Source organism: Botrimarina colliarenosi, from assembly GCF_007859955.1.
GTDB lineage: Bacteria > Planctomycetota > Planctomycetia > Pirellulales > Lacipirellulaceae > Botrimarina > Botrimarina colliarenosi.
Genome location: NZ_SJPR01000009.1, coordinates 112,230 through 134,489, shown reverse-complemented (window position 1 = coordinate 134,489; position 22,260 = coordinate 112,230). Strand labels below are relative to the sequence as shown.

Sequence of the window (22,260 nt, the reverse complement as noted above, 5' to 3'; positions counted from 1 at the left end):
CGGGCGCGCGAGACAGCCGCCGAGGGTCCGTCCCACGGCGGCTGCCCGCTTTGGTTTTAGCCCCGATGGCGGCGGCCGGTGGCCACCGCGGCGATCCCTAGCAGCGCGACGGTCGCAGCGGTCGGCTCGGGGACGAGCCAGAGCGTCACGGCGTCGGTGCCATTCCAGTCGGATACATTCCATGCGCTGGGGTCGTCGAGGTACGACAAACCGGTGAACCCGTTGATCAAGAACGGAGTCGCGTCGTTGAGGATATTGGTGACGACTTCCAGCCGAACACCGTAGGAGCCGACGGTGATCGTCGAGTCATCGTTCGGGACTAGCTCGTCCGGGAAGACGATCCGCTCGCCGCCAGCCCCCATCCTGGCGATGGTCGTGCCGAGCAGAACGAGGTCGGCGCCTTCCTCGACGCTGTCAACGACTAAGAGCGACGCGCCGTCGAGGGTGAGCTGCGACCCCGCGCCCGCTAGGGCGAACACGTCGTCGATGTCGCCCTGACCCCCTTCGAGTTCGATGAAGGTGTCGGTCATGGTGATATTGACGTTCTGCCTAACGCCGAGCCGGTCGCCGGAGACAAACGAGGCCCCGCTGATCGATCCGTTGAAACCGTCGAAGTAGATGTTGTCGAACGCGGTAAACGAAGTGCCGACGATCGACAGGTTGACGAAGTTGTCCTGGAAGGCGATGTCGTCTCCATTCGACGTCACGGAGCCTCCGTTGAACAGGCTGACACCCTCGAAGTGGATGATAGCGTCAGCCGTCAGCGTCGAGTCGGTCATCGAGAAGGTCGAGCCGGAGTTGATGTCGATGTCGTTCCCAGCGCCCGTGACGTTCAGGATGGAGCCGCTGAGAAGCGTGAGCGATCCCGTGCCGAAATCGACCTCGCCATTCGCCTCGACGGTATCGCCGTCGATGATGAGGTCCAGGGCGATCGCCCCCGTTGTGCTGTTGGGAATCAGGTCGCCGATGGGGCTCATACCCGTTCCGTCGACAGCGGTGTTCCAGTTCAACTCGTCGAAGAAGTCGCCCCCGAGGGCTCCCACGAAGTAGTACTGAGCGTGGGCGGCGCCGGTGGCAAGTAGGAACATCGCCAGCGCGGGCGTGACAAAACGCAGCGGATTGAAATTCATGAGGTCAATTCTCGAGGGCTGAAGGGGAGCAGCGGCAGCAGCTGCGGGATCGAGGACGCTCACCAGCAGTCCGGCTAAGTCCGTGCAGAAATAACGAGCCTTAATGTGGGGCCGTCTGCCTTAGTGGGGGGCCGTCGGGCAGTCTGGGAGGCTCACAAACGGCCGCAGAGGACGGCGTGGCGTGGGGAACGGCAATGGAGGGCGGAAACACTGAGGTGCTGTTCCGTCGAGCGGTAGTCGACGACCGGCGATCGCCAGCCGTCGTGACCGTGGCGTGCCCGCCTGAGCTAAACCATCGGCCTAGCCCGAACTATAGGCGTCGCCAATACCGCTGTCACTCATTTTCTTAACAGATTTCGAGGGCGGCCCCCGAGTCCCGTTCGATTGCCAACCCTGTGGGAAGAGGCCGTGACAGCGACACGGTTCTGGTCACGGTGCTCGCGGTCATCGATCCCTGAACCGACCGAGTACTCATCCAGCGGGTCGAGACCCCCGTCGGCGGGGATCGCCTAGCCGGAAGGGGCAATTCCCGTCACGGCTCCTTTATTTCAAGTGATTTGGTGGCGCGTCGCTGCGCCTCAAGATGGCGTCTGACAGAAAAACACGGCTCAGGCTGGTCGGTCGCGTTTCCAGACCGGGGAGGATCACCCCCCGAGGCAGTTTCACAACCGGCTGAGGCAGATCATCAAGCAAGCTAGCTTAACGAAGCCCTGGTAGAGACGGGCGCCGACATCGTAGCGGGTGACGGTGTGGCGGAAGTCGTGCAGCCAAGCGATGGCGCGTTCGATCTTCCAGCGACGCCGCTATCGCCTGAGTCTCCGTCCGTCTTGCGCATTCTTGCCGACATGGCCATTGCGGTGCGGGTAGACCAATTCAATCCCGCGTTCGGCGAACCGCTTGCACAGCGGGGTGCTATCGGCGCCCCGGTAGGAGATGCCGTTGCCATCGGCGAACCCCATGACCTTGGTCCCCTTGCCCCGACGGCCTACCGTCAACAACACGTCCTTCGTGTGTCGCCTCTACTTTGGCGGTAGTCCTGCCGGCTCGGAGAGGGGATTCGGGGTTCCGAAGACGGTCTGCTTATCGCCCTGTGCCGCCATCCACTCTTCAAGTCGCTCGCGGAGTCGGTGAAGGCGATCCGCCAGTAGCGGGTCGTCCGCCAGATTATGCGTCTCGTGGGGGTCGGCTTGAAGGTCGTAAAGTTCCTCGGCGGGACGCTCTTGGTAGCGGCGCACCTTTTCGGCAGCGGCGTCGTCGTGCTCTGCTTTGCGCTGCCAACTCCGCCAGTAGCCGCCGTCTTTCTTGACGAGCGTCACGTGCGACTGGAAGCGGTACTCGGGGTGGAGGTTGAGGATGTACTTGTATTGTCCGGCGCGGATGCTGCGTGAGGGGTAGACGTTGAAGTTGCCGTCTCCGCTGTGGGTGGTGTAGATCACGTCGCGATGTTCTTTCGCATTGCCGGTGAGAACCGCGAGGAAAGATCGGCCATCGAGCGATTCGGGGGGGGCGCCCCCGGCCGCATCAATGAGCGTTGGGAGGAGATCGACCCAAGAGACCAACGCGTCAGTGCGGACGCCTTCGGCAACACGGCCTTTCCAAGCCACGACGAGCGGCGTGCGGATGCCGTCGTCGTAGAGGTTCCATTTGCCAAAGGGCCATTGGGCGCCGTGGTCGCTGGTGTGGACGAAAAGCGCATCGTCGCCGAGCTTGGCGATCGCGGCGTCGTACGCCATGCCGAGTTCATCGTCCATCGCCCGGACGGCTTGCAGGTAGCGAGCCCGCGCCTGGCGTGTCTTGGGGGTATCGACTTGCTAGTCGGGGACCTGCACGTCGTCGGGCCCGATCGTGGTCGGCTTCGGCCAGGGGACGTGCGGCCAATTTGTTCCGATGAACAGGCAGAGTGGCCGGTCGCTGTCGCGGGCCTCGAGCCATTTGACGGCTTCGCCTAACGCGATGTCTTCGTGGTAGTTGAAGTGCTTGGCGAGGTCGAACCCGTACTCAAGGACCTGTTTGTAGTGGGCAACTTTTCCAAACGAGACGACTTCGTAGCCAAGTTCTTGGAAGTAGGCGGGAAGTCGCTTCACCGCTTTGCGTGGCCTGACGTGGTTCGCCTCGGCGCCGTTGCGGGCGGGCATCAGGCCCGTGAGTAACGCAGCCCGGCTTGGCGCGCACGCCGGCGAGACGACGAACGCTTGATCAAACGTCATTCCCTGTGCCGCGACGCGATCCATGTTCGGCGTGGCGATCTCGTCCGATCCGTACAGCGAAGAATCGAGCAGGGTGTGATCGTCGGAGAGGAACACCACGATGTTCGGGCGATCCCCGGCGTGGGCAAGCAACGCTCCCAGTAGGAACAGAGTCGATGCGATCGATCGCGTCATGAGGTGCTCGGGCCGAATTCGTGTCGTTAGGTTGCAGGCCGTCATCATACTTCGGTAGGCAGTTGTGTCGTCGCCCTAATGAAAAAGAGCGGGCGCTCTTGAAGAGCCCACCGCTCCGTTACGCCAGAACCTGTGATGGTCGTTCCCCTACTAGAAGGGGCCGCCCGTGTTGGCGCTCTGATCAACAGCGGCGCCGGCCTCGCCGGCCGCGATCGTCGCGAGCGCTTCGAGCACGAAGATATCGGTGTCCGTCGACAGCAACTCGACGTGGCCGTCGAGGAAGGCCGCTTGGATCCCGCCGCCGCTGTGCGTCGACGCGAACGAGTGGGTGCAGGCGCGGTCGTTGATCCCCTTCTTGAGGCACTCGTCGTAGTCGGCGATCCCGAAGGCTTTGAGGTAGACACTCGACGAGTAGTTGGGCGAGAAGATGGCCGCCATCGCGGGATAGGCCCGCCAGCTCCCCCAGGCGGAGTAGTTCCAGAGGGCCGTGTTGGTCGACGAGAACACGTTGGCGGTGTGGTACTCGCCGATCGCGAGCGTCTTGTTCGTTCCGTCGGCTACCTTCTGCAGGGACACGCGGTTCATGTTGCGCGGTTCGTACACCGTCGTAAACGGCCCACGCTTCAGCTTGCCGTTGGCGTTGTTGGAGAGGGCGGTAGGGGCCCCCGCGCCGTTGATGACGCTGAGCACACGGCCCCATATATCTCCGCCTTGCGCCACGCCGCAATTGGCGCGATAGGACGACCTCCCGAAAGGAATTGCGCCCGTCGGATCGGGGTTGTAGCCGCTCGGCTGGCTATCCGAGGGGCAGATGAACTCGGGCAACTCGAGGGTGATGAGATTCCGGTTGGGCAATTCGTCGAGCCGCTTCGTGCTGTCGAACTGATTCTCTAGCGACTGGTTCTCGATGTAGGGAAGGATCTCAACGTACCAAGTCGCCCAGACGGCCACAAAGTTGGTGTCGCCCGGAACCTGAATCGGGTTGTCGGTGTTCGAGTTCTGGAAGACGTTAATCCCCGCAGGAAGTTCTCCCCGCGCCGACTCGTAGTTCAACGACGCGAGCATCTGCTGCTTGAGGTTGTTCGTGCATTGCGTGCGACGGACTGCTTCGCGAACTGCCTGCACCGCCGGGAGCAACAGGGCGACGAGGATGCCGATAATCGCGATGACGACCAGCAATTCGACGGGGGTGAACGCGTTGTGGCATTCTTTGCGGCTGGGGTCTTCCATTCCTGAATCCTTCTTGATCATGAGGTTTCAGCGGGGGAGCTGCCCCGCTTACCGGTTCTCGTCAGCCGTTGCAATTCGGTACGCGGTACGGTCTCAAGTGACCGGCGCGTCAAATCTCGCCGAGTTACTCTTATGCTCGTCGTTAGCGGATCGTTCGTCGGCGGCGGAGTGGCGTGAGGGCGCACCCGAGTAGAGCGGGGCAAACCGTCACAGGCTTGGGGACCGAGGCGATTGGCGGCACGGTCAGATGGGAGGTCGAAGCCGCGGCCAAGCCACGCAGGACCACCCAATCGCTCGCGTCGGTGTCGCCATCCAGGTCCAGGTCTCCCAACGCCAAAGACAGGTAGTCGCCCACTTGCGGGCCCGATCCGGGCAGGTCGTCCTTCTTCGAAAGCCAGCCGGTGATGAAGGTGTTGATGTCGGTCTGGTCGAAGTCGCCGTCGAAGTCGATGTCGCCCGCCACCCACTGCTGAGAGTTGTGGCCCGTCGAGGCGTTCAGCGTGAATCCGTACCCGCTTTGGGCCGGCAAGAAGACGTCGGTGAAGTAGCCGTTGTCACGGGCGTAATCAAACTGCCCATAGAGCGCGCCGTCGTCGGTTACGAAGAGCTCGATTTCGTCGATTAGACCCGAGAAGAAGGCCGGCGGTGTTTGCAGGTTCGGGTCCTGGGTCTCGCCGGTGTCGACCTCGGCGTTGGCGCCAACGAGCAGGTTGACCGGACTGGTCGAGTCGTAGAGCGGAAGCTGCGATGAAATGGCCAGCCCGTTGACGTACATGACCGACGCTTGGAGCCCCACCGAATCGTGCACGAGCATCACGTGGGCCCAGGTGTTTGGCTGCACGGGTACGTTCGTCGTGATGCGGTCTTCTCGGGTCTCAGCGATCCACGCCCCGGCGGTGGTGATGTTGAAACCATGCTGGTCGGCGTCGTCGATGACGTACTCGGCGACCCCGTCGAGGTTGGTTGGCATGACCCACAACTGCATGCCGCGATCAATGGTGCTGTAGCTGACCAGCGACCCTGGCGCCGCGACCGACGGGTCGTTGAGGTTCACTGCCGCGAGGTAATCGTCAATGCCGTCGAAGCGGATCCCGAACTGATTCATCGAAGCGGCGCCGGGTACAGGGGCGGCCGGATTGCCACCAACCCCGTACTGGGCATAGGTCGGCAAGCCCGTCGCACCGAACGCGGCGAGGGGCTGGAAGGTGTCGTTGTTCGTGGCGGCGCTGTCGTAGGTGGCGGGCCCACCACCAACGCCCGTCTGGCTGTTGCCCGAACCGACCAGCGCCCCGTTCGAAGCGTTCTCGGCATTCCCACCGCCGGAGAACAGGAAGTCGTCGCCCATCTGATACCAGCGGTCGAGCGTGTAGGCGCCCTCGGCGTCGTCGCAAGGCAGCAGAACGCCCGACACCACGAAGGCCCCGAGCATGACGGGGAGGGAAAGCTTGCTCATCGGTTGTTGGTGCATGGGCCCGTTGTCGGTCGTTGGCTTGGCAGCGGCGAGCCGGGCTCGTCACCCGACTCGATCTCAGATTGCTAGCGCAGTTGTGGCCGCCCGAGTTACTCGCCAAGCCTGTTGGGAAAAGGATTGTCGGTGTCGCTGAAGTCGATGGGTGGACGTGATTGACGCCCGCAGTACGCTCCCAAGGCTGCCGAGGCGAGGTTTTCTCATAGAGAAAGCCGCCACGCAGCGAGCCAGGAGCCTGGAACCAGCCAAAAGGGAGCCGATTGCAGGTGCACCGCAGGGGCGTTTGCCCCCCTTACGATCCGTCGACAAGTCGTGGGAAAAGGAACTAGCGTGTGGAACGCCGCGACAAGAGAGACCGGAGGCCTGATAAGACGCCCCTAACGTCGGATGGCCGTCGCAGCCTCTCTCCACCCGTAGAATAGGACCCCGGTAGCGGCGGTAATATGATTCGAAAAAAGACCAAAAAGCAGGATTCTCTGGCTAAGACGCCGCCACCCGGTTCAGAGGCGTAATGGTCCGGCCGCCTCCGCTTGGGGCGGGGTCACAGGAGCGGTTGACGGTCCGTCGCCGGAACCAGTCGGCACAACCAGTCGGCACAACCAGTCGGCACAACCAGTCGGCCAGGGGGGGGCGGCCTCTGCTTTAGCGGCAGATCGTCGAGGGCCTTCAATTTGCCGCTCAGATTTCTCATGCTCGATTGGTATAGAGAATGCCCCCTGCGACGCCCTCGGCGTTGCGGCTGGCCCGCGGCCTTTGCAGAGCGCCGCTCGTCTTCTCCCCCACGCCTCCGGTTGTCGTATGGCCCGTCTCCGTTTCTTTGCCGCCCTCGCTGTCGTGGGATTGGCGGGCACGGCGGTGGGTCGGCCGAACCTCGTTCTCATCCTTGCCGACGACTGCACCTGGCGCGACCTCGGGTGCTATGGCGGGCAGGCCCACACGCCGCATCTGGACCGCTTCTGTTCGGAAGGGATGCGGCTAACGCGATGCTTTCAAGCGGCGCCGATGTGCTCGCCGACGAGGCACAACCTCTTGACCGGCCTCTACCCGGTCCGGAGCGGCGCCTATCCGAACCACACCTTTGTCCGAGACGGGGTCAAGAGCCTCGGTCACTATCTCGGCGATCTAGGATACCGGGTCGCCCTCTCCGGCAAGCGGCACATCGCCCCGCTAGAAGCCTTCCCGTTCGAGTACTCTGGCGGCGCTAATCCGGACTTCGCCGCTATCGACAACCTCATGAGCGAATGCTCTGCGGGTGGTCAACCGTTGTGTCTTTTCGTTTGTTCGAACGAGCCCCATAGCCCTTGGAACAAGGGAGACGCCTCGGCGTATCCACCACGAAGTCTTGAGCTTCCTCCCTACAGGCAGGACAGCCCGGCGCTCCGTAAGGCCTACTCCAAGTACCTCGCCGAGATCACCTACTTCGACTCCCAGGTCGGGAGGACACTGACTCTGCTTGAAAAGCACGGGCTGGTGGAGAACACGGTCGTCGTGGTGCTCTCCGAACAGGGGAACGGGTTCCCCTTCGCGAAGTGGACGTGCTACGACGCCGGGCTGAGGTCGGCCATGATGGTCCGCTGGCCCGGACACGTGAAGCTTGGCAGCGAGAGTGACGCCCTCGTCGAGTACGTCGACGTGGCGCCGACGTTCATCGAAATGGCGGAAGGAACTCTTCCCGCCGAACTCGAAGGGAAAAGCTTGGTCCCTCTGCTGCGAGGCGAAGTGGACCGCCACAAGGAGCATGTGTTCGGCGTCCAAACCTCGAACGGAATCTATGCCTTCGACGGCCTCTACGGCAGGCGGTCGGTCCGTTCCGAGCGTTACCATCTTATCCACAATCTTGGCCCGTCGGCACGCTTCGACAACGGCATCAGCAAGACGCGTTACTTCGCCGACTGGCGGCGCGCGGCGGAGGCAGGAGACGATGACGCCGCGGCAATCATTGAGCGATTCCACCAACCGCCCGAGTTCGAACTCTTCGACACCGACGAGGACCCCTACGAGCTCCGAAACTTGGCCGACGACCCAGGCCAAGCCGAGCGGCTCGCCGAGCTGCGAGAGCGTCTCGCGGCGTGGATGGAGAGCCAGGGGGACGAGGGGCCGGCGACCGAGGCGGCCGCCCTCAGCCGGATGCTCAACGGCAACCCAGCGGCCCGCGCCGCCGCCCGCGCACGGAATTAGGGACTACGATACAGGCCGGCCCCCAGATACCTCATCGTTCCGCAATCTCGACCCCTCTATCTCTCCATGCAACCGAGCCGTCGCCGATTGGTGGGAATCCATGTCTTGTGCTGCTTGGCGATCGCCGCCGGGTGCGCGTCGGCGTCTTGGTCGGCCTTGGCGGATCAGCGGCCCAACATCGTCCTCATCCTCGTCGATGATATGGGCTACTCAGACATCGGTTGCTACGGCAGCGAGGTCCAAACGCCCAACCTCGACCGGCTTGCGGCCGACGGCCTGCGCTTCACGCAGTTCTACAACAGCGGCCGTTGCTGCCCCACGCGGGCGAGCCTCATGACGGGTCTGCACCCGCACCAGGTCGGCATCGGCCACATGACGGCGCCTCCGAATGAGCCGCTCGATGTCCAAGGCGCCTACCAGGGTTATCTCAGCGACAACTGCGTCACGATTGCCGAGGTCTTGCGGGCGGCCGGGTACCATACGTTTATGACCGGCAAGTGGCATCTTGGCGTTGAGGACCGATCGACATGGCCGCTCCAACGAGGTTTTGATCGCTACTACGGTGGTTTGAGTGGCGCCTTTAACTACTTCCACCCCGGCGGCAATCGCGGGCTTACCCGCGGGAATGAACGGGAAGTACCCGGCGACGACTTCTACGCCACGGACGCCTTTACCGACGAAGCGTGCCGCTACGTCACCGAAGCGACCGAGGCGGATGACCGTCCGAGCCGAGCTTGCTGCGGTTTTCCGGCTCGCGTAGGTCGTGGTCACGCAGCGCCGTTTGGCCGTCGCGGGTGCCGCTGTTGCGGTCGTACCCGGGCCCTCCAGGGATCTCCGGCGAGGCGCCGTTGTCGGAGATGAAGACCAGCACGGTATTGTCGAGCTGTCCGTTCTTCCTTAGTTGGTCGACAACCTTGCCGAGGCCCTGGTCGACGCGGTCGACCATCGCCGCGTGGACCGCCATCTTCGACGCTTCAAAGTCCTGGTCGCTCGCCGAAAGGCTGTCCCAGACGGGTCGCTTGGCAGGCAGGGGCCCTAGTGGGGTCTCGGCATCGAAGACGCCTAGTTCCTCTTGGCGACGGAAACGCTCCTCACGGAGCGAATCCCACCCCTCCTTGTAACGTCCCGCGTACTTAGAGGCCCTAACAGAACTGTCCGCTAGCTTAGCGTGGCGGAAGATGTGGTAGCAGCACGGCGTGGCTTTTGGAAGTTGTGGGATGGGACGTGAACGACGGCTGGGATCGGGAAGGATAGGTTCGGGTGATGGACCCGCAACAAGGAGGGCCCGACATGGCCAAGCCGCTGCTGCCAGACGAACTCTGGGAACGAATCGAACCGCTCCTGCCCGAGCCGCCGCCACAACCGGACGGGGGACGCCCCCGCTTGGAGTACCGTAGCGTGTTGACGGGCATCTTGTTCGTCCTGAAGACCGGGATCGCTTGGGAAGACCTCCCCTGCGAGATGGGGTGCGGCTCGGGGATGACGTGTTGGCGACGCCTGCGTGACTGGCAAGAAGAAGGCGTTTGGGACGCGTTGGTGCGGGTCTTACTCGACGAACTGCGTGGGGCGGATCGGATCGACTTCTCGCGGGCGGCTATCGACAGCGCGTCGTCTCGCGCTATGGGGGGTGGCGAAAAGACCGGCCCCAACCCGACCGACCGACGCAAGCCGGGCAGCAAGCGCCACGTCGTGACCGACGGCAACGGTCTCCCGCTCAACACGACGCTCACCGCGGCGAATCGGAACGACATCACGCAGTTGCTGCCGCTGTTGGACGAGACTCCGCCGATCGCCGGCAAGCCGGGCCACCCGCGTCACCGGCCCGACCTCGTGTACGCCGACCGGGGCTACGATTCGGACAAGCACCGCCAGGCGTTGCGTGAGCCAGGGATCGAGCCCCACTTGACGCGTCGCCAGATCGAGCACGGCAGCGGGCTGGGCGTCCACCGCTGGGTGGCCGAGCGGGCCCTCAGTTGGCTGCACCAGTTCCGCCGCCTCAAGACCCGCTACGACCGACGCGACGACATCCAAGAAGCCTTCCTCTTGCTCGCTCAAGCCGTCATCCGCTTCCGCGCCCTGGATTGGGACTATTGTTAGGGCCTCTTAGGCAACACCGAGAACTTCGGGTCGATCCCCGGCGGACACGTCCGTGACCCCCGCGTTCGCGGCTTCGACAGCTTCTGGGGATTCACCGAAAACCACAGCCAAGACAACTTCCAGGGCAGCTATCGGTTGCTCTCGGATGAGGTCGACGAGCGGTCATACACCACGAGCTCGGGTGGAGATCAGCCCGGCACGTTCTATCAGACCGACGCGATCACCGACTACACGCTCGATTTCCTAGAGAACAACCGGCAACGCAACGCCGCCGAGGGAACGAACGAGCCGTTCTTCACCTATGTCGCCTACGGCGCTCCCCACTTTCCTCTGCAGGTCCGAGACGAGTGGGTCGATCCGCTAGTGAGCCGGTACGAGGCCGGCTGGGACCAGATCCGCGACGACCGGCTCGATCGGATGCAGCAGCTGGGCCTGATCGACGAAGACGTTGCTTTGACGCTCCGCGGCGATGTCGCCAACACCGGACACGGCGAGGCGCTCCATCAGATACGGGCGTGGGATTCTCTTGACCCGGCCCGACAGGCCGACCTGGCGAGGCGGATGGCGATCTATTCCGCGATGGTGGAACGGATCGACTACAGCATCGGCCGCGTGCTGTCTGACCTCGAGGTGAACGGCGAGCTCGACAACACGATGATTGTGTTCATGAGCGACAACGGAGCCGACGGCGAGTGGCACGAGTACGGCTTCGACGCAAACGAGGCCCCCCGGACCGGGGCGGCTCTCGACAGCATGGGGACCACCACGGCGGGGGTCGACGATCACATTTTCTACGGCACGGGCTGGGCGAATGTCGGCGCCACGCCGTTCCGGAACTACAAGCACTACACGCACGAGGGCGGCATCCGATCGCCCGCCATCATCCAGTGGAAGGACGGTCTCGACGAGTCGCTCGTCGGCCAGATCAGCAGCCAGGTCTCGGACATCCGCGATCTCATGCCGACGCTCTTAGCGATCGCCGGTGAGGAGATGCCTTCCGAGTGGACCGACCTCTCGGGCGCCACCTACAAGACCACCGGCACGCTGAGCGAGAGCCTCGCCGGATTCCTCACCACGGGCCAGCCGCTTGGCGATCGCGAGCTTGGTTGGGAGCACGAAGGGAACCGGGCTTATCGGCTGGGGGACTGGAAGCTCGTCTCGTCGAACTTCGGCAGCACCCAACCGGGCGGCGCCGGCGCCAACGAATGGGAGCTCTACAACCTGGGCGAAGACCCTACCGAGTCTGACGACCTCTCCGACGACCCTGTGTTTGCCGCCCAGTTCGCCAAGATGGTGGCGGGGTACGAGCGTTGGGCGTATCAGAACGACGTCTCGAGCGTGCTCACCTGGTCGGCCGCCGATTTCAACAAGGACGGCGTGCTCGACGCCTCCGACTTGGGCGCCTTCCAAGCAGGCTGGCTCGAATCGGACGCCTTAGGCAGCAACGGATCGTTCGCACGTGGCGACATCAACCTCGACGGCGTCACCAATGTCGATGACTTCGTCCTAGCGCGCCGGGCTTTCCAACTCGGCGGACAGCAGGCTGTGTTCGACAGCTTCGTCAAGTCGCTTGGCGTGCCCGAGCCTTCGTCGTTGGTAATGGCGGCCGCTGCGGTCTGCGCCGCGACACGCCAACGCAGGTCGAGACGCCAACACCGATCCCACTGAGCCTGAGGCGCCAACTTCAATCCACAAAACCCTCCCTCACCGCAGGTCTTTATGGAGCGTTAGTTAGTGCGTCGACAACGCTCGATCAAAGCCACCGACGCCGCCTCTCTTCTATCGCGACTCTCTTCTCGGCACCTCTTGGATACACGACTAATGATGACCACGAAAACACTCCGACGCTTGGTTGTCGGTCTCTTGCTCGGGCTATCCGCCCAAGTCGCCGACGTGTCGGCCCTGACTTTGTTTGCGGACAGCTTCGATCGAGCCGATTCTCGTAACCTCGACGCGTCGCTTAGCGGCATCCGTAACAACACCGGAACCGTCTTGCCGGCGGACGCGGTCTACTCGACCCCGTGGGTTGACCCGGCGAACGATCCCGGCCCTGAAGACGGCGACGCAACCAACGGCGGCGGCACGCGGATTCTTAGCAATCAGCTCCAACTTGCGGTCGGTCCAGGAACCTCCAACGCCTTCGTGAATCACAACTTCATCAATCCCGAAATCCTCGCCGCCGGCGGCTTCACCGTCATGCTGGACGTGCTCGGCTACTCCGGCACGAGCGAGGGGCAGGGGGGCGCCTTCGCCATTGGCATGTCGCTGACAGAAGCGGCCGACTCCGACGACGCCTTCAGCGGCGATCCGAGCAACGCCAAGTTTACTAACGCCTTCCCGCAGCAATTCGCCGACACGATCTCCGACTTCTGGATCGGGCTGCGGGGCGACGCCAACCAGGAGCTCGCCTGGGGCCACGGACCCGTAGGGATCGCCGATCTGGGCACGTCGTTCTTTGTCTCCGACGTCGAGGCGAAGACCGGCACGATCGCCGCCACGTTCACGGTCGACAGCTTCGACGCCGGCGCGAGCGTCGGCTACGAGGTCTTCTACAACGGCGTCTCCCAAGGAACGGGAGCGTTCACATGGAGCGACTCTAACGCCAATTACATCGGCATCGATTCGCGTGACGGCGCCGCTGTCACGTTCGACAACTTTGCCGTGACGACGATCCCCGAGCCAACCGCGCTGGTGTTGATCGCCGGAGCGTCTGTGATCCTCGCCTCCCGCCGTGGGTGGCGGGCCGCGTAGCTGACATTTGCCATAACCGTCTGAGAGCCCACCTCGTCGCTAGGGACTTCGCACAAATGAACCGTTCAATCCGATCTAATCTTGCCCATGCCTCGGCGATCTTTGCCTCGGCGATCTTTGCCTTGGTGACCGGCGCCTCGACCGCCCCCGCTGTCGTTCTGTTCTCCGACACGTTCAATCGTGCGGATAGTCGGAACATCGACGCCGATCTCACCGGCATTACGAACAACACCGGGACAGCGCTGCCGGCCGATGGGGTCTATACCCATCCGTTTCTTGACCCCGCCAACGACCCCGGCCCACAAGACGGCATGGCTACTAACGGCGGCGGCGCCCGGATCCTCAGCAATCAACTGCTGCTTGCGGTTGGCGCGGGAACGTCAAACGCCTTTGTGAATCACAACTTCACGAACGCCTCGATCCTGTCCGACGGCGCCTTCACGGTGTCGCTCGACGTGCTCGGTTACGGTGGGAACGGCAACGGACAGGGCGGTGGATTCGCGATCGGCATGTCGCAGGCCGACGCCCTGCTGGCGGGCGACGCCTTCGGCGCCGACCCGAACAACGCCAAGTTCACCAACGCCTTCCTCGGCGACTACCTCGACGTCATCTCCGACTTCTGGGTCGGCGTCCGTGGCGACGGCGTGCTCACTTGGGGCAACGGCGCCGTCCAGCCGGGAGACCCGGGCTTCAACGCCGTGGCGGTCGGCTCGAAGACCGGCACGATCTCCGCGAACTTTGGCGTGAGCAGCTTCAACGCGGGCTCCACCGTCAACTACGAGGTCTTCTTTGACGGCGTCTCCCGCGGCGTCGGATCGTTCGCCTGGAGCGAGTCCAACCAAAACTACATCGGCATCGACGGCCGCGACGGCGCCGCCGTCTCGTTCGACAACTTCAACGTGATGACTTCGGCGCCCCCCGCGACGCCCGCGATCACGATCGACCGAGAGACCGGCAACATCACGCTACTCAACGAGACCAATCAACCACTCTCGATGACGATCTACTCACTCACCAGTTAGGCGGGCGGTTTCAGCCAAGCCGGCTGGTCGACGATTGAGACGCAGAATCTCGACACCAACGACGACTGGATCAAGCTGACCGCACCGAGCAGCACCACCGACCTGTCCGAGGCGACCCTCGGCGAGTACACGCTCGGCGCGGTCGGGTCGGCGAGCGACGAGATCAACCTGGGGAACGCCTGGATTCCCAGCCCCTTCGAGGATGTGCTGGTAGAGGTCCGTGACGCCGCCGGCAACGATATCCCCGTCATCGTTCGGTACACCGGCAACGGCGGTCAGCCCCTGGGATTGGCCGACTACAACGCCAACGGCATCGTCGACTCAACCGATTGGGCCAATGTGCGTAGCGGCCTGATTTCCGACGTCTCGGCGCTGCAGCCGATCCAGGCCTACCTGGCCGGCGACCTGAACTCCGACGGACGCGTCGATAGCACGGACTTCCGCCAGTTCAAGACGCTCTACGAATCCGACAACGGCCTCGGCAGTTTCGCCGCGCTGCTGGCGGTCCCCGAGCCGACCTCGGCGTGCCTCGTCCTCGCGGGGATCGTTGTCTTGGGGAGCCGGCGTTCGTTAGGCCGCTGCCTCGCCGCGCTGTTGCTGGGCGTCTGCTGCTTCGGCGTGACTTCGCAAGAAGCGAGTGCGATCAACCTGTTCAGCGACACATTTGACCGGCCGGACAGCCGCAACATCGACGCCGTCCTTTCGGGCATTAGCAACGGCGCCGGCTCGGCGCTCCCGGTGGATGGCGTCTACTCGACGCCGCACATTGACCCGGCGAACGATCCCGGGCCGCTTGACGCCGACGCGACAAACGGCGGCGGCACACAGATCCTGGCGAACCAGCTTCAGCTAGCGGTCGGGGCCGGCACGTCAAACGCGTACGTCAACCACAACTTCACGAACGGATCGATCCTGGCCGACGGCGGGTTCCGAGTTTCGGTGCAAGTCGCCGGCTTCGCCGGGACGGGGACGGGGCAGGGGGGCGCCTTTGCGATTGGCATGTCGCAAGCGGAGGCCAACGCCTCGGGGGATTCCGTCAACGGAGCCGCCAACGACGCCAAAATGACCAACGTCTTCAATGACCCCGCGTTCTTCGCGAACAACGCCGTCTCGGACTTCTGGTTCGGCATCCGGGGCAACAGCACGCTTGCCTGGGGGGCCGGAGCCGTGGCGCCGGGCACGTCCGGCTACCGCACCGCCGCTGTCGGCGCCAAAACGGGGACGCTCTCGGCGACCTTCGCGACCACGGGCTTCGCCCAAGGTGACTCGGTCGCTTACGAGGTGTTCTTCGACGGCGCGTCGCAAGGCTTTGGTGCGTTCAAGTGGAGCGAGGACATGTCGAACTACATTGGCCTCGACTCGCGTGACGGGACCGCCGTCCAGTTCGACAACTTTGTGGTTGAGTCCGTCACCAACGCGGCGATCAACCCCCTCCGCTTGCAGGTCAATACGGCGACCGGCGTTGCGTCGATCGCGGGGGGCGACGTCGCCAACTCGCTCGACTTCTACGAGGTGCAAAGCGCCGGATCCGGTCTGGTTGTCGGCGTCTTCGACGGTCTTGGCGGCGCGGCGGGTTTCCCTGTCGGCAACGGAACAGGCAACGGCTGGGAACTGAATGGCGTGCAGTCGTCGTCGCTCTTGAGCGAGTCGTATCTGCAGGACGCATCGACGTTCGCCGCGGGCGGCGCGGCGGTCTCGCTAGGCGCTGTCTATAACACGTCGCTCAACACGCGCGACTTGGAGTTCTACTACGAGTCCCCGACCGGGGAGCGTCTGCAGGGGTATGTCGAGTACCTTTCGGGCGTGCTCCCCGACTTCAACAACGATGGCGTCGTCAACGCGGCCGACTACACGGTGTGGCGTGACAACGACGGCGTCGCGAGTGGCGCCACTTTCGCTCAGGGTGACGCCAACGGCGATGGCGCGGTCAACGGCGCCGACTACTCGATTTGGTCGTCCAACTACGGCGCCATCAGCACCGCGACGGCCGCCGGCGTCCCCGAACCGGCGTCGCTGGCGTCGCTGCTAGTTGGTTTGTTGGCGTTGTTTCCGCGTCGGCAGCTTTGCCCCGTGCGGGCACGCTGAGAAGAGACTTAGTCGGGGCCGGGCGTCTTCTGGATGCCCGGCCCCCGATTTTTAGAGACGCACCCAATTCGACTTCGACCGCGACGATTTCCTCGCCTGCAATCTCTATGACCTACCCTGTTTTGAAATCGCTCACCGCCTGGCTGATCCTGGCTTCTATCAACCTGGCTTCTGTCAACAGAGTCGCCAGCGCCAACGAGCAAAACTTCCTGGGGTGGACGCCGCCGGCGACGCCGCTGGTTACGTGCGACCCGTACTTCAGCGTCTGGTCGACCGGCCGGCAACTGACCGAAGTCGAGACCACTCACTGGACCGGGCGACGGCACGCGATTGGCAGCGTCGTGACGATCGACGGGCAGACGTACCGGGTCCTCGGAGCGGAGCCCGAAGAGACGCCGGCTCTGGAACAGATCGGCCTACGCGTCGCGCCGACGAGGACCGTTTATGTCTTCCGGGGCGCGGGCGTCGAGCTCGAGTTGGCGTTCACGACGCCGATGCTGCCCGACGACCTCGACCTGATGTCACGGCCGGTGACCTATGTCGATTACGAGATGAAGTCGATCGATGGCGAGTCGCATGACGTCGCCGTTGCGTTCAATGTCTCAGGAGAGTTGTGCGTCAACCTGGCCCCCGACTTGGTCAAAGCGTCCGCGGTTAAGATCAAGGGCGGTCGCGCGCTGAAGATGGGATCGGTTTCGCAAGCGGTCCTGATGCATCAGGGAGACGATATCCGCATCGACTGGGGCCACCTCTACCTGGCGGCCGCTGGCGGCAAAGGCGTCAAGTTCTCGTTGGCGGAGGGCGCTCAGCAGGTCACGGCTCTGCGGAATGGCGCGTCGAGCGATTCGGCGCCAACTTCGATCGAGTCGGCCCCCGGCAACGAAGTAGCCGGCGCCGTCACGTTCCAGGGACTGAAAGTCGGCGACAAGCCGGTGACGCGCGGCGTCGTGCTCGCCTACGACGACCTGTACTCGATCACCTACATGGGGTCTCGGCTGCGTCCCTACTTGCGGCGGGACGGCCTGACCGCCAAGGGATTGCTTTCGGAAGCACTGGCGGACCATCGTAGCGTCATCGAGCGCTGCGAGGCCTTCGACCAGGAGCTGATTGCCGACCTCGAGGCGGCGGGGGGGCGTGAGTACGCCGACATCGCCTGTCTCGCGTACCGGGAGTGCTTCGCTGCGGGCAAGCTGGTCGCCGACGCGAATGGTCTGCCGATCCAGTTCTGCAAGGAGAATAACTCCAACGGCTGCATCGGCACGTCGGACGTCTTCTACCCGATGGCGCCGCAGTTTCTCCTGTTCGGACCGTCGCTAGCGAAGTCCTTTATCGTCCCCTTCATGGAGTACGCGGCGAGCGACCGCTGGACGTTCCCGTTCGCCCCGCACGACCTCGGCACCTATCCTCGCGCGAATGGGCAGGTCTACGGCGGCGGTGAGCACAGCGAAGAGAACCAGATGCCGGTCGAGGAGAGCGGAAATCTGCTCATCCTCATGGCGGCGATCGCGAAACTCGATGGCGACGCCAGCTTCGCCGAGCGCTACTGGCCCCAGCTTACCGAGTGGGCGGAGTACCTCGAACAGAGCGGCTTCGACCCCGCCAACCAACTCTGCACCGACGACTTCGCCGGTCACTTGGCGCACAACGTCAACCTTTCCGCCAAGGCGATCTGCGTTCTCGGCGCTTTCGCCCAGCTGTGTGAAATACGCGGCGACGAGGCGATGGCGGCGAAGTACCGTGCGACCGCCAAAGAATTCGCCGCGCGCTGGATCGAGGCGGCCGACGACGGCAATCACTTCCGGCTCGCCTTCGATAAGCCGGACACCTGGAGTCAGAAGTACAACCTCGTCTGGGACCGCCTCCTCGGCCTCGACCTGTTCCCGGACGCCGTCCGCGAGAAGGAGATGCACTTCTATCGACGGATGCAAAACCGTTTCGGACTCCCGCTGGACAATCGGCGGCCTTACACCAAGCTCGACTGGATCTTGTGGACCGCCACGCTGACCGGAGATCGCGAGGACTTCGAAGCGCTCGTGCAGCCGGTGCACCGCTTCCTCCGCGAGACGCCGAACAAGGTTCCGATGACCGACTGGTACCGCACGCACAGCGGCGAGCGGGTGGGTTTCACCGCGCGTCCGGTGGTCGGTGGCGTCTTTATGCGGCTGCTCTACGAGCCCCAGGTCTGGGACAAGTGGGCCCGCCGTGGCGGCGAGGCGGGCCGCGACTACGCCCAGATGCCCGTTCCGCCCGAGATTGATTTCTTGGTCAAAGCCGCCGACGAGGCTCCCGCGGTGTGGCGATACACGACTCAGGCTCCCCAGGGCGACTGGCAAGCCGGCGACTACGACGACTCGCAATGGAGCGAAGGCGAGTCAGGATTCGGCACGAGCCAAACCCCCAACTCGACGGTCGGGACGAAATGGACCGGCAGCGACATCTGGCTCCGTCGCCAGTTCGACCTCCCCGGCGAGATCAATGAATCGCTCCGCCTCCACATCCATCACGACGAGAAGGCGCAAGTCTTTCTCAACGGCGTGCTTGCCGGGGAATTCAAAGGCTACACGACCCAGTACGATCAGCAACCGATCCGTCCCGATGCGATCGCCGCACTAAAGTCGACCGGCAACGTGTTGGCGGTGCACTGCCGGCAGACATCGGGCGGCCAGTATATCGATGTGGGCATCAGCGCTTTGAAGAAGGCGACTCTGCCAGTTCAAAGGTGACGCCTTCGTGTCGAGTAGCAGGCCCCCACGACGATCAGGCTAACCAGCAGCGCCGACGCCGGCTCGGGCACGCCCGTTCCAGCCGGCGACTCCGTCCCAGCAAACGACCCCGTCACCGTTGTCGAACCGTAGTTCGCCTGCCAGTCGGCGTAGTCGGCCGGGGTGAAGGAAGGGTCGTCACGCCAGACCGTGTAGTCGGCCGCGTCGACGACGCCATCGCCGTTGAAGTCGCCTGCGAGGGCGGCGGTGGCGGACAGCACCAGAACCTGGGCGCTACGCGGTCCAACGGTTGTCGAAAAGCCGTTGGCGACACCCGACAGCGGCGAAGCGACGAGGCTGTCGCCGCCCGTGAGGGTGTAACGGACACCGTCTCCGCCGAGTGAAACGCCTTCGATGTCGATGGCCACGGTCGCGTCGCCGGAGAGGGCCGTGTTGAGCAACATCACCGCGACGCTGCCGTCGGCCTGCACGGCGGCGTGGATCCGAACGGACGACTCGCTGCTCTGGGCGTCGACATAGGCGTCGCCGTGCTTGGCGAGTTTGTCGACTAGAGAGACGCCCCAGTACGCCGAGCCGGGGTCGAGCCCGCTGGAATCCGATAAGAAGTCCTTGGTCAGCAATTCCAGGTACTGCACGCTCGTAACCCCCTGCTCGAGCCACGACGCGTAAGCGTCCGCTACGAAGAGCGACTCGGCGGCGTCCGCCAACGAGTTCTGTAGGGAACCGAAGTAGTTGAACTCGGTGACCATGATCTCGGCGTCGGGGATGCCGTGTGTGGCGAGCGAGTCGCGTAGGCTCGGAAGTCTGCCGGCCGAAGACGGCCCGCTAATCATCGGGCCGATCTTGTCGGCAACCGCATCGAGCAAAGCGGCGCCGTCGCTGTTCTCGCCCACATACGGGTACCAATGAACCATCACGAAGTCGATTTCGCTGGCCGCGTTGGCGAGGACTTCGTCGTTCCAGTAGGGCTCGTTCGACTGTCGTGAATTGTTGCCGTTCAAGTCCGCATAGGACCAAGTGTCGTCGGGCGGCGTGGCGAGCACCGCCCCGATCTTGATCGTCGGATCGACCGAACGCATCAGCTGGGCGTACTCGACCAGGTCTTGGGCGTATCGGGCCGGGGAGAGCTCGGGAGCCAGCTCACGGTTGGCGCCGTACGGGAGGTCGTAATCGACGCTGTAGCCGGTGCTGCCGTCGTAGTAGCCCGTGCCGAAGGTCTCGTTGCCGATCTCCCAGTGCTCGATACCGACGGGGGCGTCGCGGTCGATGGCGAGGAACTGGTTGAGCGGCTCGTAGACCCCGTCCGACGACGCCCAAGACTGGAACTCTGCCGGGGTCGATGCGCGGAGCCGCGCCCAGTAGCCGGCGGTCTTCCAGTTGTTGCCCTGCTGATCGACGCCTAGGGGAATGTCATTTGGCGTGCCGTAGATCGCCGGATCGGCGTTGGCGTAGGCGACCCAGGCGGCGGCTTCTTTGGGCTGACCGCCGAAGTCAGGGACCGCCGACTGGCCATTCACCAGCTTCAGCGCCGAGCCGTAGTTCACCGTCACCACGGCCCGACTGTTGTCGGTCTGGTCGAGCAGTTTGACAAAGCTACCGAAATCAGAACCGGGGCCGACGTAGCCAAAGTCACTGGCGTTGCCGAACCAAGGAGAGAGTCCGCCGCCGACGACGCCACTCTCCCATTGCGGGCGCGCGATCGACCAGTGAAGCACGTCCGCATAACCGCCGCCGCCGAATCGCATGGTCGTAACGCCGGCCGCCTCCAGTCGCTCGTCCATGCCGGCGTTGCTGAGGCTGTTGTAGTAGGGCGACGTGTGCACCCCTAAGCCGAGCGGGGACATGACCGACCGCACCGTCGTGGAGTCGACATTGACGATCGCTGAAACCTGGCCCAGCGCCGGCGCGGCGAGGCAACAACTACCCGCCAACAACACGATGTGGCTTAATAGGCCACGCCAATGCACAACCGCCATACGCCTCTTCTCCCCGTCGCCAGCTGGCGGTTAGTTACTGGACGCCCGTCAGGTCGGTCGTCTCATTCAACCCCTCGCCGTTCCGCGTGCCGAGGCTGTTGAAGACGGTCATATCGATGTCGTAGCTGATCGAATGGACCGATCCGTCGGCAAACGTCGTCTGGAAGCCGCCCGGGTGCGCCGAGCCGAAGAAGTAGTCCTGGTCGGAACCGGTTCCACTGGTCGCGGGGTCGGCCTGCGAATCGGGCTGCGGCGGCCAGCCGGTGGTCCGCATCGTGTCGGGGTCCCAGCCGTCGACCCAGCCGTGGTCGTCCGAGGCGGAGTAGTTCGTATCGGACGGCTCGTACCGATCGGTCGGCACCCACTTCTCGCCGATCACCATGGTTTTGCTGGTGCCGTCGGAGATCTTGCTGTAGGTGACCTTCTTTGGAACGCCCGTTAGCTCGGCAAGCTCCGCCGGGGGACTCGCCGGAACCGGGTTCGGCGGGCCCGAAACGACCCGGTAAGGGGAGCGGATAATGACGCCGTCGAACACGCCGTAGTTGACGGGGTTCGGATAGCCACTCCCGCGTGGGCTCCAGAACCCCTGATGCACACGGGTGTACGTCCCGGAGGCGACGTGAGCCGGGACGTCGTAGTACAACGACGGACTCGTAGCAAAGAACGGGTCGTTCGTATTCTTTGTGAGAGGCTGCGTTCCCGCGTAGTCCATCAGGTACGAAGCGCCCTGCACCGGATTCTCAAAGAAGGTCGGGCCACGGCGCGAGGGGCAGTTGTAGAGCGGCACCGCGGTCTCCGCCACCTGTTCGGTGGTGACCAGATTGGCCAGAGCTCCCTCTTCGAGGAACGAGAGGATCTGGTACGCCCACGACCAACCCTGCTTCGGCGCTTGGTAGGGGCTGCCGCCGCTGACAAACCACTCCAACGGTTGTCCGTAGGAGACGCCCCCGGTCGGGAACAGTCCTTGCGTATCGTGGTGGTTGGCGATCGCCAACGCGATGTTCTTCAGCTGGCTCTTGCATTGCGTACGCCGCGCCGCCTCTCGGGCGGCCTGCACGGCGGGCAGCAGCAAAGCCACTAAGATGCCGATGATGGCGATCACCACCAGCAGTTCGACGAGTGTGAACGCCCTCTTCATGTTCCATTCCCTCCTAGTTGGTCCGACGACGACACCACGGTGGAACGGCGCCTCGACCGTCCCACCGGCGCCGCTACGAAT

14 protein-coding genes and 2 pseudogenes are annotated in these 22,260 nt (G+C 63.8%); 8 read left to right on the top strand and 8 right to left on the bottom strand.

The window, feature by feature from the left end; translation table 11 throughout:
• Window positions 1–56: 56 nt before the first annotated feature.
• From Pla108_RS19915 to Pla108_RS19895, 5 genes and pseudogenes are all read right to left on the bottom strand, one after another.
• Window positions 57–1,130 (bottom strand): hypothetical protein, encoded by a 1,074-nt coding sequence (locus tag Pla108_RS19915; RefSeq protein WP_146446738.1) that lies wholly within the window; start codon window positions 1,128–1,130, stop codon window positions 57–59.
• 803 nt (window positions 1,131–1,933) lie between these two features.
• Window positions 1,934–2,125, bottom strand: coding sequence for a hypothetical protein (locus tag Pla108_RS19910; protein WP_146446737.1), 192 nt, complete (start codon window positions 2,123–2,125; stop codon window positions 1,934–1,936).
• Between the two features lie 24 nt (window positions 2,126–2,149).
• A pseudogene (locus Pla108_RS19905) lies at window positions 2,150–3,511 on the bottom strand (sulfatase family protein).
• Window positions 3,512–3,661: 150 nt separating this feature from the next.
• Complete coding sequence (locus tag Pla108_RS19900) at window positions 3,662–4,741, bottom strand: DUF1559 family PulG-like putative transporter (protein ID WP_197526741.1); 1,080 nt, start codon at window positions 4,739–4,741, stop codon at window positions 3,662–3,664.
• Window positions 4,742–4,883: 142 nt separating this feature from the next.
• A complete protein-coding gene (locus Pla108_RS19895; protein WP_197526740.1) occupies window positions 4,884–6,194 on the bottom strand; it encodes a LamG-like jellyroll fold domain-containing protein in 1,311 nt (436 codons plus the stop codon).
• An 813-nt stretch (window positions 6,195–7,007) separates the two neighbouring features.
• On the opposite strand from Pla108_RS19895, the gene Pla108_RS19890 reads away from it, so the two are divergent.
• Both Pla108_RS19890 and Pla108_RS19885 read left to right on the top strand, forming a co-directional pair.
• On the top strand, window positions 7,008–8,387 hold the full coding sequence (locus Pla108_RS19890) for a sulfatase family protein (protein ID WP_146446735.1): 1,380 nt from the start codon (window positions 7,008–7,010) through the stop codon (window positions 8,385–8,387).
• A gap of 66 nt (window positions 8,388–8,453) precedes the next feature.
• A pseudogene (locus tag Pla108_RS19885) lies at window positions 8,454–9,113 on the top strand (sulfatase-like hydrolase/transferase); the annotation flags it as partial.
• On the opposite strand, the gene Pla108_RS21705 reads toward Pla108_RS19885, so the two are convergent.
• A complete protein-coding gene (locus Pla108_RS21705; RefSeq protein WP_146446733.1) occupies window positions 9,082–9,747 on the bottom strand; it encodes a sulfatase-like hydrolase/transferase in 666 nt (221 codons plus the stop codon). The pseudogene Pla108_RS19885 and the gene Pla108_RS21705 sit on opposite strands and share 32 nt — an antisense overlap.
• Between Pla108_RS21705 and Pla108_RS19875 the strand changes: the two genes are divergently transcribed.
• The 6 genes from Pla108_RS19875 (at window position 9,678) to Pla108_RS19850 (ending at window position 19,065) form a co-directional block, all read left to right on the top strand.
• Window positions 9,678–10,484 carry an IS5 family transposase gene (locus Pla108_RS19875; RefSeq protein WP_146446732.1) on the top strand — a complete coding sequence of 269 codons (807 nt, stop codon included), beginning with the start codon at window positions 9,678–9,680 and terminating at the stop codon, window positions 10,482–10,484. The genes Pla108_RS21705 and Pla108_RS19875 overlap by 70 nt on opposite strands.
• Before the next feature lie 33 nt (window positions 10,485–10,517).
• Entirely contained in the window at window positions 10,518–12,152 is a 1,635-nt protein-coding gene (locus Pla108_RS19870; protein ID WP_146446731.1) for a sulfatase-like hydrolase/transferase, read from the top strand.
• Window positions 12,153–12,308: 156 nt separating this feature from the next.
• Window positions 12,309–13,235 (top strand): hypothetical protein, encoded by a 927-nt coding sequence (locus tag Pla108_RS19865; RefSeq protein WP_231934565.1) that lies wholly within the window; start codon window positions 12,309–12,311, stop codon window positions 13,233–13,235.
• 56 nt (window positions 13,236–13,291) lie between these two features.
• Entirely contained in the window at window positions 13,292–14,257 is a 966-nt protein-coding gene (locus Pla108_RS19860) for a hypothetical protein (RefSeq protein WP_146446729.1), read from the top strand.
• A 204-nt stretch (window positions 14,258–14,461) separates the two neighbouring features.
• Complete coding sequence (locus tag Pla108_RS19855; protein ID WP_146446728.1) at window positions 14,462–16,342, top strand: dockerin type I domain-containing protein; 1,881 nt, start codon at window positions 14,462–14,464, stop codon at window positions 16,340–16,342.
• Window positions 16,343–16,449: 107 nt separating this feature from the next.
• The gene (locus Pla108_RS19850) at window positions 16,450–19,065 is read left to right on the top strand and encodes a glutaminase domain-containing protein (protein WP_146446727.1); all 2,616 of its coding nucleotides are present in this window, start codon (window positions 16,450–16,452) and stop codon (window positions 19,063–19,065) included.
• Here the strand turns inward: Pla108_RS19850 and Pla108_RS19845 are convergent.
• Both Pla108_RS19845 and Pla108_RS19840 read right to left on the bottom strand, forming a co-directional pair.
• The gene (locus Pla108_RS19845) at window positions 19,056–21,041 is read right to left on the bottom strand and encodes a hypothetical protein (protein ID WP_146446726.1); all 1,986 of its coding nucleotides are present in this window, start codon (window positions 21,039–21,041) and stop codon (window positions 19,056–19,058) included. The genes Pla108_RS19850 and Pla108_RS19845 overlap by 10 nt on opposite strands.
• Window positions 21,042–21,075: 34 nt before the next feature.
• Window positions 21,076–22,179 (bottom strand): DUF1559 family PulG-like putative transporter, encoded by a 1,104-nt coding sequence (locus Pla108_RS19840; RefSeq protein WP_146446725.1) that lies wholly within the window; start codon window positions 22,177–22,179, stop codon window positions 21,076–21,078.
• Window positions 22,180–22,260 lie beyond the last annotated feature (81 nt).